Genomic DNA, 12,492 nt, shown 5'->3' on the forward strand with positions numbered 1-12,492 from the left:
GCCGGAGGTACCCGAGCCCATGACCGCCGAAACACGTTCGGACGATCATGGGCTCGTCGGTACGGGGCTCAGCGCAGGCGGGGCAGGACCTCGCGCTGGTAGAGATCGAAAAGGCCCTGGTAGTGCGGGCCGGTGTTGGCCACGTAGACCTCGTCGAAGCCGGCCTTGGTGTACTGGTCGATCATCTCCAGGTGCGCGTCGGCGCTGTTGCCGCAGACGAACGCGTCCTTCAACATCTCCGGCTTGACCAGTTGGGCGGCCTGCTCGAAGTGGCGTGGTGAGGGGAGCACCTGCGACAGCTCACCCGGCACCCCCGCGTTGGGCCAGCGCTCGTACGCGATCCGCATGCCCTCGTCCTCGCTGTCCGCGTACGCCGCCTTGAAGCCGGCCTGGCACGGCTTGTCGCCGCCGCCGTTCTCGCGGAAGCGCCGGACCATCTCGCCGTCGGGCATGGTGCTCACGTAGCCGTCGCCGATCCGGGCGGCCAGGTCGATGGACTTCGGGCCGAAGCCGGAGACGTAGATCGGCGGGGGAGTGTCGGGCAGCGTGTAGATCCGGGCGTGCTCGACGGTGTAGTGCTTGCCGTGGTGGTTGACGAAGTCGCCACCCCACAGCGCGCGCAGCACCTCGACGGCCTCCTCCAGCATCTCCAGCCGGACGTCGGTCTGCGGCCAGGCGTCGCCGAAGATGTGCTCGTTGAGCGCCTCGCCGGTGCCGACGCCGAGCACGAACCGCCCGCCGTGCAGCACCGCGCTGGTCGCCGCCGCCTGGGCGATCACGGCCGGGTGGATCCGCAGGGTCGGGCAGGTCACCGCGGTGGTCACCGGCAGCGAACAGACCTGGCTGAGCGCGCCGATCATCGACCAGACGAATGGGCTCTGGCCCTGTGCGTCGACCCAGGGGTGGTAGTGGTCGGAGATCCACAGCGCCTCGAAGCCGGCCTGTTCGGCACCGCGCGCCTGCTCCAGCAGCTCGGCTGGCGTGAACTCCTCACTGGACAGAAAGTAACCGATCTTCATTGCTTCCCCTTCGGCACGCGGACCTGCTGATGGGAGAGCCGTACCCCGGTCGTCGTCGGCCACACCCGGCTCGCCGGGCACTGACCGGCGGGTAGCGCTCAGCGCCGACCGAACATCGCCCGGATCGCGGCGAGCAGCAGCAGGGCGCCGACCACCAGGCCGAGCAGGCGTACGCCGGGGATGTCGGCCGGGCTCGTCGCGTCGGCCAGCAGGGCGGGGTTCATCCCCGCACTCTCCCGGGGACCGGGCCGTCGGGCAACTGTAAGGTTTATTGACTATTGAAAGGCCCGGTGTGACCATGGCAGGACCGCCTGCCGGTGGCGGTGCGCCGAGGGCGCGCGAGAGATGGGGTACGGGGGCCGCATGAGCGAGCGCAACCAGCGGGTCGACGGGGGCGCGTCGACGCCGGTGATCGACGCCGACCGCCACGAGGGGGCGGCGTGAGCGCGCCCACCGGGCATCTTCCGGCGCTCGCGTCCGCCGTCCTGCAACCCGGGTTCGTCGGGACCACCCCGCCACCGTGGGTGTGCCGCTGGCTCGGCGAGGGCCTCGGCTCAGTGGTGCTCTTCGCCCGCAACGTCGTCGACTCCGCACAGGTGGCGGCGCTCACCGCGACGCTGCGCGCCGAGCGGCCGGACGTCATCGTGGCGATCGACGAGGAGGCCGGCGACGTCACCCGGCTCGAGTCGGTCCACGGCAGCACCCGACCCGGCAACTTCGCCCTCGGCGCGGTCGACGACCCGGAGCTGACCGAGGCGGTCGCCCGCGACCTCGGCGTCGAGCTGGCCGCGGCGGGGGTCACCCTCAACTACGCCCCGGACGCCGACGTCAACTCCAACCCGGAGAACCCGGTGATCGGTGTCCGCTCGTTCGGTGCCGACCCGGCGCTGGTGGCGCGGCACACCGCCGCCTGGGTCCGCGGGCTCCAGGCCGGCGGCGTGGCCGCCTGCGCGAAGCACTTCCCCGGGCACGGCGACACCCGCGTCGACTCGCACCACGACCTGCCCCGGATCACCGCCGACCGAGACCGGCTGGACGCCTGCGAGCTGGCCCCGTTCCGGGCCGCCGTGGCCGCCGGGGTGCAGGCGGTGATGACCGGCCACCTGCTGGTGCCCGCGCTCGACCCGCACCTGCCCGCCACGTTGAGTCAGCGCATCCTGGGCGGGCTGCTCCGCGACGAGATGGGCTTCTCCGGCGTGGTGGTGACCGACGCGGTGGAGATGCGCGCGGTCGCCGACCGGTACGGCTTCGCCGGGGCGACGGTCCGCGCCCTCGCCGCCGGGGCCGACGCGATCTGTATCGGCGGCGAACGGGCCGACGAGCAGGCGGCCCGCGAGCTGCGCGACGCCATCGTGGCGGCGGTCGTCTCCGGTGAGCTGCCCGAGGAACGCCTCGCCGAGGCGGCCAAGCGGGTCGGTCAACTCGCCGCCTGGACGGTGGCCGCCCGCACCGCCGGGTTGGCCGGAGGGCGCGGTGCCGCCGACGTCGGCCTGGTCGCCGCCCGCCGGGCCGTCCGGGTCACCGCCGCCCGGACCGCGACGGTCGCGCTGCCCCTGACCCGCGCGGCGCACGTGGTCGAGTTCGAGCCGCTCCGCAACATCGCCATCGGTGCGGAAACCCCGTGGGGCATCGGCGCGCCGCTGGGTGAGCTGCTGCCCGGCACGAGCACGGTCCGCTACGCGGAACCCGACGTGCCGGCCGACCCGGGCGCCGGGGCGGGCACCCGCCCACTGGTCCTGGTGGTCCGCGACCTGCACCGGCACGACTGGATGCGCTCCGCCGTGCAACGCGCGTTGGTCGCCCGGCCGGACGCGGTCGTGGTCGAGCTGGGCGTGCCCGAGTTGGTCACCGGGGCGGTGCACCTGGCCACCCACGGCGCTACCCGGGCCAGTGGGTGGGCCGCCGCCGAGGTGCTGACCGGCGCTCGCTGAGACGGTCTGCCGGCGCGGCCGCGCCGACCTGATCGATCGGTCCTACGGAAGGTCGGCGATCAGGTCGGCGTACTCGGGGTGCTTGTCGATGAACGCGGCCATGAAGGAGCACTGCGGCACCACCTTCGTGCCACGGGCACGGACCTCGTCCAGAGTGCCCCGCATCAGCGTGCCGCCCACGCCCTTGCCCTGGAAGCCCCGGTCCACCTCGGTGTGGGTGAAGACCAGGACCTCCCCGCGCGGCACGTACGCGGTGAAGCCGGCCAGCGCGTCGTCGACCAGGATCTCGAAGCGGTGCTTCGCCGGGTTGTCCTCGACCAAGGTGCTCATCCGGCCATTCTCCCCGTGGCGTCGGTCAGTGCGTCCAGTTCGGTGAGCAACCGGTCGACCTCGTCGGCCGTGTTGTAGTGGTAGATGCTGGCCCGCACCGCGCCGCCGCTGTCACGCAGACCCATCATCTGGAAGTACTCGTAGGCGTAGTAGTCGCCGACGGAGAGGCAGAACCCGGCAGCGCCCAACGCCTCCTGGGTGGCCGCTGGTGACATCCCGGCGACCCGGAACGAGACCGTCGGGCAGCGTCGGGCCGGCGAGCCGTAGACGGTGATCGCCGGACGCTCCACCAACCCGGCGAGCAGCCGGTCCAGCAGTGCCTCCTCATGTGCCTGGGCGGCGGCCAGCCCGGCCCGCAGCCGCGCCCGCCGGTCCCCCGCCGCGTCCGGGTCCAGCCCGGCCAGGTGATCCACCGCGGCGGTCACGCCTGCCAGCAGCGGGAAGCTCGGGGTGCCGTACTCGAACCGGTCCGGCACCGCGTCGGAGGACGGCACCAGCTTCGCCGGGCGCAGCGCCGCCCACCGGGCCGGGTCGGCCACCATCGCCGCCAGGTGCGGCCCGGACCACTTGTACGCGCTGGTGACCAGCACGTCAGCGCCGAGCGAGGTCAGGTCGGTCGGCCCGTGCGGGACCGAGTGCACCCCGTCGACGTAGACCAGCGCACCGACCGCGTGCGCGATTTTGGCGATCGCCGGCACGTCCGGCATGGTGCCGATGGCGTTGCTGCCGGCCGTCACGGCGACCAGTCGGGTCCGCTCACCGACCAGGTCGGCGTACTGCCCGGCGGGCAGCTCGCCGGTGTGCCGGTCGACCTCGGCCCAACGCACGGTCGCGCCGGCCGCCTCGGCGGCCTGCACCCACGGGCGCACGTTCGCGTCGTGGTCGAGCCGGGAGACCACCACCTCGTCGCCCGGTCGCCAGCTCGCGCCGAGCGTGCGGGCCAGGGTGTACGTCAGCGCGGTGGCACTCGGACCGAGCACCACCCCGGCCGGGTCGGCGCCGAGCAGGTCGGCCACCGCCGAGCGGGCCTCTGCGACCAGCTCCAACGACCGGCGACCCGGTACGAAGGCCGCGCTGCGGTTGCCGACCGCCGTACGCATGGCGTCGGTGACCGCGTCGATCACGCCGGCTGCGGTCTGGGTGCCCCCGGCCCCGTCGAAGTGGACGAAGCCCTCGGTCAGGGCGGGGTAGGCGGCCCGGGTGCGGGCGATGTCGAACGGCATGTCCCGGACCATAGCCCGTGCTCCTCGCGCCCTGGTGGGCCGCCGGGTGATCACCGTTCGCCGCGGGCCTCGCTGGCGTCTCGTACCCTTGGCGGGGTGACGAAACGACCCGCCACCATGTCATTGCCCCCCATTCGCCGCACCGCCAGCCTTTTCGTTGGTCTGGCGCTCGGCCTCGCCGTGCTCGCCGGTTGCAGTTCCCAGGGCGCCTCCACAGACTGTGGTCTGGACGCCTGCACAGTCACCTTCGAGCGGGGTGTCGACGCGCGGACCACCATCCTGGGCGTCGAGGCCAAGCTGGTCGGCGCGGAGGGTGACCAGGTGACCGTCGAGGTCGCCGGCGAGCAGCTCACCCTCACCACCGGGCAACAGGCCGCCGAGGCCGGGGGCTTCGCGGTCACCCTGGACAGCGTCACCGACCAGCAGGTCAAGATTCGCGTATCGCGTAACCCGGGCAGCTGACCTGGGCGGGCGGCGGTGGCCGACGTTTGAGAATCTTCGCAATCGGAGATTGTGGCGCCATGTCACTTACCCGTAGCGCAGAAGCCACCGCCTCCCGTACGGCGGACAGCCGGTGGCTGGAACTCCTCGCCCGGGCCGGCTTCATCGGCTACGGCATCGTCCACCTCCTCTTCGCCTGGCTGGCGTTGCAGATCGCGTTCGGCACGTCGTCCGACGACGGCGACCAGTCCGGCGCGCTGCGTACCCTTTCCGAACAGCCCCTGGGTAAGTTCCTGGTCATCGCCATCGCGGTCGGCCTGCTCGCGATGGCGATCTGGCAGGCGCTGGAGGCGGCTGTCGGGCACCGCGCCGAGCGGGGCAAAGAGCGGATCATCGAACGGGTCGCCTCGGCCGGCCGCACCGTCGTCTACCTCTACTTCGCCTGGACGGCCTTGAAGGTCTTCCGGGACGTCGGGTCGAACAGCGCCGACCAGCAGGAGGCGCTGACCGGGAAGCTGATGACCTCCAGCGGCGGTCGCTGGCTGGTCGGCCTGGCCGGGCTGGTGCTCGCCGCGATCGGTGTCGGCCTGGTCATCTACGGCATCCTCAAGAAGTTCGAGAAGCACCTGAAGACCGGTGAGATGAGCCCGAAGACCCGCCAGTTGGCCCGCCGCCTCGGTATGGCCGGCTACGTCGCCAAGGGCGTCGCGTACGGCATCTCCGGTCTGCTGGTCATCGTGGCGGCGGTGAACTACGACCCGGAGAAGGCCCGTGGTCTGGACGCCGCGCTGCACACCCTGCGCGAGCAGTCGTACGGCACGTTCCTGCTGACCCTGGTCGCCCTGGGCATTGCCGCCTTCGGCCTGTACTGCTTCCTCCAGTCCCGGTACCGCAAGGTCTGAGCTGGTCGATTCCGAGGACGTCGGGCACTCTTGGGCTTTTGCCCGAAGTGCCCGACACTTCGTCGAAGGGAAGCACCGAAGCCGTGCAGAGTTATCTCGAAACGGCCGTCGCCGCGCTCGTCGCGGCGGCGGTCGCCCTGTTCCTGGTCGAGGTCGTCCACCGGCTGACCCGGCGGTTCGGCCGCCGGGCGCAGCTGTTGACCGAGCTGACCGACCACGCGCACCGCCCGTTCCAGGTCGCCGGCACGGTCCTGGCCGTGCAGTTCGCCGTCCGCTTCAGCACCGGGTACGCGGTCGGCGAGAGCTGGCGGCAGCTGCTGCTGCACCTGCTCGTCCTCAGTGTCATCGCCAGCACCGCCTGGCTGGTGGCCTGTCTGCTGGTCGTCGTGGAGGACACCGCACTGGCCCGGTTCCGGGTCGACGTGCCCGACAACCGTCACGCCCGGCGGGTACGGACCCAGGTGGTGATGCTGCGCCGGCTGACCATCGCGATGATCGTCATCCTGACCATCGGCGTGATGCTGATGACGTTCCCGAGCGTGCGCGGCATCGGCGCCGGTGTGCTGACCTCGGCCGGTGTGGTCGGTGTGGTGGCCGCCCTGGCAGCGCAGAGCCTGCTCGGCAACGTCTTCGCCGGCCTCCAGCTCGCCTTCAGCGATGCCGTCCGGCTCGACGACGTGGTTGTCGTCGAGGGGGAGTGGGGTCGGATCGAGGAACTGACCCTCAGCTACGTCGTCGTGCAGATCTGGGACGACCGGCGGTTGATCCTGCCCACCTCGTACTTCACCAGCAAGCCGTTCCAGAACTGGACCCGGACCGAGGCGGCGGTGCTCGGCACCGCCGAGATCGACGTGGACTGGGCGGTGCCGGTGCAGACCATGCGTGAGGAACTGCGCCGCCTGGTCGAGGGCACCGAGCTGTGGGACGGCCGGGTCTGCGTCCTGCAGGTCACCGACGCCACCGGCGGGATGGTGCGGATGCGCGCGCTGGTCAGCGCCGCCGACGCGGGCAGCCTGTGGGACCTGCGCTGCCTCGTCCGTGAGCACCTGGTGGCCTGGATCCGGGACAACCGACCGACCGCGATGCCCCGGATGCGCACCGAGTTGGGTGACTCCGGCAGCAACCTGCCCTGGCAGTGGGTGCAGCCGAGGCGGCCGGCTCGCCGCGCGGCCGACACCGAGGCGCCTGACGACGCACGCGTCTTCGGCGGCAGCGATGACGGCGACGCCCGCAGCGAAGCCTTCGTAGGCCCCGAAGAAGCCCGCCCGTAAACCCCACCCCCTATTCGCGTGATCATGAAGCGGGCGGCGGCCGGAACGGTGTCTCGCGCCGTCAACTTCATGATCGACGAGGGCCTGCGATGGGGGTTGGGGTTTGGTGGGAGGTTTGGTCGGGCTTGGGTGGGGGATCTGCTGCCGGACGTCTCTGGCGCGATCGAGTGGGCCAGCGCCGGATCTACGGCGCGGCGACCGGACAACGGGGACGGTGAGCTGCTCGGCGCGCTTTAGGATTGACGGGCGGCGACTCCGGGCATACAGCGCGGTGATGAGGAAAGGAGGACAGCATGGCTGACGTGGCGAACGCCCGCACACCCCGCAATGGGAGCGAGCCCTCCACCGCCGAGTTGGTGCAACGGGCCACCGAACAGGTCTCCCGCCTCGTGCGGGACGAACTGGCGCTGGCCCGGGCGGAGTTGACCCAGAAGGGCAAGCACGCAGGCATCGGGATCGGCCTGTTCGGCGGCGGCGGCGCACTGGCGTTCTTCGGCCTGGGCGCGCTGGTCGCCACGGCGATCCTGCTGCTCGACCTGGTGTTGCCCGCCTGGGCCGCCGCGCTGATCGTGGCGGTGGCCTGCTTCCTGGTGGCCGGCGTCCTCGCCCTGGTGGGCAAGAAGCAGGTCAGCCGGGCGGTTCCGCCGGTGCCGGCGGCCACGGTCCGCAGCCTCCGGGCCGACATGGACACCGTCACCGCCGCGGTGAAGGACAGGGGGCGGCAATGACGGGCAACGGGACCGGCGACACCGAGGCGCTCCGCGAGGAGATCCGTCGCACCCGCGTCGAGTTGGGCGAGACGATGGAGGCGTTGGCCGCCAAGGCCGACGTCAAGGCGCGCCTCAAGGAATCCGCTGGGCAGGCGAAGGAGCGGATGCGTGAGCAGGCGGCGCAGACCGTCGCCCGGGTCCGTGAGCAGGCCGTGCGTGGCGCCGGGATGGCGCGCGCGCAGGCGTACGAAAAGGGCGAGTTGGTGCGTGCGCAGGCGCACGACAAGGGCGAGTTGGTGCGCCACAACCCGGTGCCATGGGCGGCCATCGCCGCCGGTGCGGTGGCCACCGTGGTGGTGCTGATGATCGTGCGGGGGAGGCGTAGGTGAGCAAGAGCATCGGCAAGGTCGCGTACCGGCCGGTCGGCGTGTTGTTGGGTATCGCCGCAGGCACGGTGGCTGGCGCGATCTTCCGGCAGGTCTGGAAGGTCACCGCGGGCGACGGTGAGGCGCCCAACGCGATTGACGAGGATCGCGGCTGGGGCGAGATCCTGGCCGCCGCGGCGTTGCAGGGGGCCATCTTCGCGGTCGTCCGGGCTGCCGTGGACCGTGGTGGCGCGGTCGGCGTCCGCCGGATGACCGGCAGTTGGCCGGACTGACCACAGCGACTCCAGCCCCCTTTCCGCATCGATGGGAAGGGGGCTTTCGCATGGCATCGGACGCCGCCCAGCGGATCTCAGGCATCCGTCAGGTCACATGTCGGAGAAATTCGTTCCAGAGGTCGTGACAGACTTTTTGCGTACGTGATTTGCTGTTCCACGCTGTTGCGAGATGGCGTGGGTTGAGAGAAGTCTCCTTCGTGGGGCCGCCTCAGGCACCGCTGCTCGAAAACGGCCAATCGGCCGCACGGCGTGCACGGCCACGAGTTTTAGAAGGAGATTCGCATGGCGCAGGGAACCGTGAAGTGGTTCAACGCTGACAAGGGCTTCGGCTTCATCACCGTCGATGGCGGGGGTGCTGACGTGTTCGTCCACTTCTCGGCCATCCAGTCCAGCGGCTACCGTTCGCTGGAGGAGAACCAGCGGGTGGAGTTCGAGATCGCTCAGGGTCAGAAGGGCCCGCAGGCTGAGCAGGTCCGTCCCATCTGAGCACTATGGCCGGCCCCCGCCGGTCAGTGGGACGATCCGGCCAGGGGTCGTTGTGTAGCCCCGTATCCCTCCCGGGATGCGGGGCTCTCCACGTGTCGGCCCCGGTTCGGCTCCGCAGTCGAGCGCCGGCTCAGAGTCGGCGGCGCGAGCGCAGGCCGAGCCAGATCATCACCAGCCCGGCCAGTGCGACGAGTGGGCCGACCACCGCCCAGATCTTCTCGTCGGTCATCACGCTGCCGCTGACGTAGCCGAGGCCCTGCACCGTCCACACCGCACCGATCACGACGGCCAGCAGGCCGAGGGTGAGCGGAAGCCAGCCCCTCATCGCGTCCCCTCTCCGCCGCCCGGAGCGGCACGCCGCCCTCCAGCATTACCGGTCGCGCGACGCGACGCGAGCACCCCGGGTGCGCGGGTCACCACCGGTCGTGCACCTGCGGGCGGATCAGTTCGTCGTAGATCTCGCGTACGCCGGCCAACTGGCCGTCGGTGAGCGGCGACAGGTCCGCAGCGGCGGCGTTGCGCCGCGCCTGGTCGGCGTCGCGGGCACCGGGGATGACGACGGTGACGCCCGCCTGGTCCAGCACCCAGCGCAGTGCGAACTGTGCCATCGTGCGGTCGGCGTCGACCAGCGGCGCCAGCCGACGTACGGCGGCCAGGCCCCGCTCGAAGTCGACCCCGGAGAACGTCTCCCCGACGTCGAAGGCCGCACCGTGCCGGTTGAAGTTGCGGTGGTCGTCGGCGGGAAACTCGGTGTGCTCGTCGTACCGGCCGGAGAGCAGGCCGCTGGCCAGCGGCACCCGGGCGATGATGCCGACCCCGGCTGCCGCGGCGGCCGGCAGGACACGCTCCAGCGGCTTGTGGCGGACCGCGTTGAGGATGATCTGGACGCTCGCCACCCCCGGTCGGGCGATCGCGGTGAGGGCCTGGTCGCAGGTCTCGACGCTGACGCCGTACCCGGCGATGGCCTTCTCGGCGACGAGGGTGTCCAGGCCGTCGAAGACCTCGTCGGAGGAGAAGACGGCGGTGGGCGGGCAGTGCAGCTGGACCAGGTCCAGCGTGTCCATTCCCAGGTTGGCCCGGGACCGGTCGGTCCACTGCCGGAAGTTGGCCAGGGTGTACGCCTCCGGCCGCTGCTCGACACGGCGGCCCATCTTGGTGGCGACGGTCAGCCCGGCGTCGGGTCGGGAGCGCAGGAAGCGGCCGATCAGCTGCTCGCTGCGGCCGTCGCCGTACACGTCGGCGGTGTCGAGGAAGGTGACCCCGGCGTCCACGGCGGCGGCGAGCACGGCCATCGCGTCGTCCTCGCTGACGGTGCCCCAGTCCGCGCCGAGCTGCCAGGCGCCGAGGCCGACGATCCCGACGGTCCGGCCGAGCCGGTTGAAGCTGCGCTGTTCCATGCCCTGAGCCTAGTGATCGGCTTGCCGGGGTGCCACGCGAACCGTACCTTGAAACATAACGGGCGTACGGTTTGGAGGCGACGATGTGGGATCCGACGACCTATCTGCGCTACGGCGACGAACGATCCCGGCCGTTCCACGACCTGGTCGCGCGGATTCCGGCCGAGCGGCCCCGGACGGTGATCGACCTCGGCTGCGGCCCCGGCCAGCTCACCGCCACCCTCACCGAGCGCTGGCCGACGAGCCGGGTGCTCGGCCTGGACTCCTCGCCCGAGATGATCGACCGGGCCGCCGCCCTCGGCGCTCCCGTCGACTTCGCCGTCGCCGACCTGCGCGACTGGCGTCCGGCCGGCGACGAGGACGTGGTGGTCACCAACGCGGCGCTGCAGTGGGTGCCCGGCCACCAGGAGCTGCTGCGCCGCTGGGCCGCCGAGCTGCCCGCCGGAGCGTGGCTCGCCATGCAGGTCCCCGGCAACTTCGACGCCCCGTCGCACCGGGCGCTGCGCCAGGTCGCCGACCTGCCGACCTGGCGGGCCGAGGTCGCCCCGCTGCTGCGTGCCGACCCGGTCGACGACCCGGCCGACTACGCGGCGCTCCTGACCTCCGCAGGCTGCGCGGTGGACGCCTGGGAGACTACCTACGTGCACCTGCTGCCCGCCCGGCCCGCCGCCGACCACCCGGTGCTGGCCTGGATGGAGGGCACCGCGCTGCGCCCGGTCCGGGCCGCGCTGGACGCCGCCGGCTGGTCCGCCTTCCGGGCCGAGCTGGGGGTACGGCTCACCGCCGATTACCCGGTCCGGCAGGGTCAGGTGTACTTCCCGTTCCGCCGCGTCTTCGTCGTCGCCCACACCAGCGACCATGTCCAGGAGAACCCGTGACCGACCTGCCCACCTTCATCGCCGGCCTGCCCAAGGCAGAGCTGCACGTGCACCACGTCGGCTCCGCCTCGCCCCGGATCGTTGCCGAGTTGGCCGCCCGCCACGAGGGACGCACTCCCGTGCCGGCCGACCCCGAGGCGCTTGCCAACTACTTCGAGTTCCACGACTTCGCGCACTTCATCGAGGTCTACCTGAGCGTCGTGGACCTCATCCGCGACCCCGAGGACGTCTGGATCCTCACCCACGAGGTGGCCCGGGAGCTGGCCCGCCAGCAGGTCCGGTACGCGGAGCTGACCATCACCCCGTACTCGCACGTGCGTCGGGGCATCCCCGCGCCGGCGTTCTGCGAGGCGATCGAGGACGCCCGCAAGCGTGCCATGGCCGACTTCGGCATCGAGCTGCGCTGGTGCTTCGACATCCCCGGCGAGGCAGGGCTGCCCGCAGCCGAGGAGACCCTGCGTATCGCGTTGGAGGAGCGCCCGGACGGGCTGATCAGCTTCGGTCTTGGTGGCCCGGAGATCGGCGTACCCCGGCCGCAGTTCCGGCCCTACTTCGATCAGGCCCGCGCCGCCGGGCTGCACTCGGTGCCGCACGCCGGGGAGACCACGGGCCCGCAGACCATCTGGGACGCGCTGAACGAGCTGGGCGCCGAGCGGATCGGGCACGGCATCTCCGCCGCACAGGACCCGGAGCTGCTCGCGTACCTGGCTGAGCGGCAGATCGGGATGGAGATCTGCCCGACGTCCAACGTGCGGACCCGGGCGGTGGCCACCCTCGACGAGCACCCGCTGCCCCAACTGGTCGAGGCCGGGCTGCTGGTCACCATCAATTCCGACGACCCGCCGATGTTCGGCACGACCCTCAACGACGAATACGCGGTGGCGGCCCGGCTGCTCGGGATGGGCCCCGAGGGTCTGGCCGGGCTCGCCCGCAACGCGGTGACCGCGTCCTTCCTCGACGCCGCCGGCAAGCAGCGGATCACCGCCGAGATCGACGCGTACCTCGCCACCGCCGCCGGCTGAGCGGGTCGGCCGCAGAACGCGACTGAGCGGGTCGGCCGCAGAACGCGGGTTGAGCGGATCGGCCGTCGAAACGGGGCTGAGCCGGTCGGGGGAGCAGGGCGCGCGGCGGGAGCGTGGGTGTGGGGGGACCTGATACTCCCGCCGCGCGCGCGGCTCCACCGGCCGTGGGTGCGCGGTGCGCTCGGCCGGTGGAACTGGTGGGTTCGTGCTGTGATCCTGTC

General features: G+C 71.7%; 16 protein-coding genes. 10 read left to right on the plus strand and 6 right to left on the minus strand.

Annotated elements, in window-relative coordinates:
- Positions 1-68: 68 nt before the first annotated feature.
- Positions 69-1,019 carry a TIGR03557 family F420-dependent LLM class oxidoreductase gene (locus tag ABZT18_RS10260; protein ID WP_354993797.1) on the minus strand — a complete coding sequence of 317 codons (951 nt, stop codon included), beginning with the start codon at positions 1,017-1,019 and terminating at the stop codon, positions 69-71.
- A gap of 98 nt (positions 1,020-1,117) precedes the next feature.
- Entirely contained in the window at positions 1,118-1,243 is a 126-nt protein-coding gene (locus ABZT18_RS10265; RefSeq protein ID WP_354993796.1) for a hypothetical protein, read from the minus strand.
- A gap of 216 nt (positions 1,244-1,459) precedes the next feature.
- Between ABZT18_RS10265 and ABZT18_RS10270 the strand changes: the two genes are divergently transcribed.
- Positions 1,460-2,950 carry a glycoside hydrolase family 3 N-terminal domain-containing protein gene (locus ABZT18_RS10270; RefSeq protein WP_355250995.1) on the plus strand — a complete coding sequence of 497 codons (1,491 nt, stop codon included), beginning with the start codon at positions 1,460-1,462 and terminating at the stop codon, positions 2,948-2,950.
- A gap of 42 nt (positions 2,951-2,992) precedes the next feature.
- Here ABZT18_RS10270 and ABZT18_RS10275 read toward each other — a convergent pair whose 3' ends face one another.
- Complete coding sequence (locus ABZT18_RS10275; protein ID WP_355165956.1) at positions 2,993-3,280, minus strand: GNAT family N-acetyltransferase; 288 nt, start codon at positions 3,278-3,280, stop codon at positions 2,993-2,995.
- On the minus strand, positions 3,277-4,503 hold the full coding sequence (locus ABZT18_RS10280; protein ID WP_355250998.1) for a cysteine desulfurase-like protein: 1,227 nt from the start codon (positions 4,501-4,503) through the stop codon (positions 3,277-3,279). The genes ABZT18_RS10275 and ABZT18_RS10280 overlap by 4 nt, the downstream gene beginning before the upstream one ends.
- A gap of 117 nt (positions 4,504-4,620) precedes the next feature.
- Here ABZT18_RS10280 and ABZT18_RS10285 point away from each other — a divergent pair, with 117 nt between their 5' ends.
- From ABZT18_RS10285 to ABZT18_RS10315, 7 genes are all read left to right on the plus strand, one after another.
- Complete coding sequence (locus ABZT18_RS10285) at positions 4,621-4,965, plus strand: hypothetical protein (RefSeq protein ID WP_355251024.1); 345 nt, start codon at positions 4,621-4,623, stop codon at positions 4,963-4,965.
- A 59-nt stretch (positions 4,966-5,024) separates the two neighbouring features.
- The gene (locus tag ABZT18_RS10290; RefSeq protein ID WP_354993792.1) at positions 5,025-5,846 is read left to right on the plus strand and encodes a DUF1206 domain-containing protein; all 822 of its coding nucleotides are present in this window, start codon (positions 5,025-5,027) and stop codon (positions 5,844-5,846) included.
- A gap of 83 nt (positions 5,847-5,929) precedes the next feature.
- The gene (locus tag ABZT18_RS10295) at positions 5,930-7,117 is read left to right on the plus strand and encodes a mechanosensitive ion channel domain-containing protein (protein WP_355251001.1); all 1,188 of its coding nucleotides are present in this window, start codon (positions 5,930-5,932) and stop codon (positions 7,115-7,117) included.
- A gap of 293 nt (positions 7,118-7,410) precedes the next feature.
- Positions 7,411-7,845 carry a phage holin family protein gene (locus ABZT18_RS10300; protein WP_354993790.1) on the plus strand — a complete coding sequence of 145 codons (435 nt, stop codon included), beginning with the start codon at positions 7,411-7,413 and terminating at the stop codon, positions 7,843-7,845.
- Positions 7,842-8,216, plus strand: coding sequence for a DUF3618 domain-containing protein (locus tag ABZT18_RS10305; RefSeq protein WP_354993789.1), 375 nt, complete (start codon positions 7,842-7,844; stop codon positions 8,214-8,216). Before ABZT18_RS10300 ends, ABZT18_RS10305 begins: the two co-directional genes overlap by 4 nt.
- Positions 8,213-8,485 (plus strand): DUF4235 domain-containing protein, encoded by a 273-nt coding sequence (locus ABZT18_RS10310; protein WP_354993788.1) that lies wholly within the window; start codon positions 8,213-8,215, stop codon positions 8,483-8,485. The genes ABZT18_RS10305 and ABZT18_RS10310 overlap by 4 nt, the downstream gene beginning before the upstream one ends.
- A 285-nt stretch (positions 8,486-8,770) precedes the next feature.
- Entirely contained in the window at positions 8,771-8,974 is a 204-nt protein-coding gene (locus ABZT18_RS10315; protein ID WP_088962828.1) for a cold-shock protein, read from the plus strand.
- A gap of 130 nt (positions 8,975-9,104) precedes the next feature.
- Here ABZT18_RS10315 and ABZT18_RS10320 read toward each other — a convergent pair whose 3' ends face one another.
- Both ABZT18_RS10320 and ABZT18_RS10325 read right to left on the minus strand, forming a co-directional pair.
- Positions 9,105-9,299 carry a hypothetical protein gene (locus tag ABZT18_RS10320; protein WP_355251004.1) on the minus strand — a complete coding sequence of 65 codons (195 nt, stop codon included), beginning with the start codon at positions 9,297-9,299 and terminating at the stop codon, positions 9,105-9,107.
- Between the two features lie 88 nt (positions 9,300-9,387).
- Entirely contained in the window at positions 9,388-10,371 is a 984-nt protein-coding gene (locus tag ABZT18_RS10325) for an aldo/keto reductase (protein WP_355251007.1), read from the minus strand.
- 83 nt (positions 10,372-10,454) lie between these two features.
- Between ABZT18_RS10325 and ABZT18_RS10330 the strand changes: the two genes are divergently transcribed.
- Positions 10,455-11,249, plus strand: coding sequence for a trans-aconitate 2-methyltransferase (locus ABZT18_RS10330; RefSeq protein ID WP_355251010.1), 795 nt, complete (start codon positions 10,455-10,457; stop codon positions 11,247-11,249).
- Positions 11,246-12,271, plus strand: coding sequence for an adenosine deaminase (locus tag ABZT18_RS10335; RefSeq protein ID WP_354993784.1), 1,026 nt, complete (start codon positions 11,246-11,248; stop codon positions 12,269-12,271). The genes ABZT18_RS10330 and ABZT18_RS10335 overlap by 4 nt, the downstream gene beginning before the upstream one ends.
- The last annotated feature ends 221 nt before the right edge of the window (positions 12,272-12,492 follow it).

The organism is Micromonospora sp. NPDC005291, from assembly GCF_040607415.1.
Lineage (GTDB): Bacteria > Actinomycetota > Actinomycetes > Mycobacteriales > Micromonosporaceae > Micromonospora.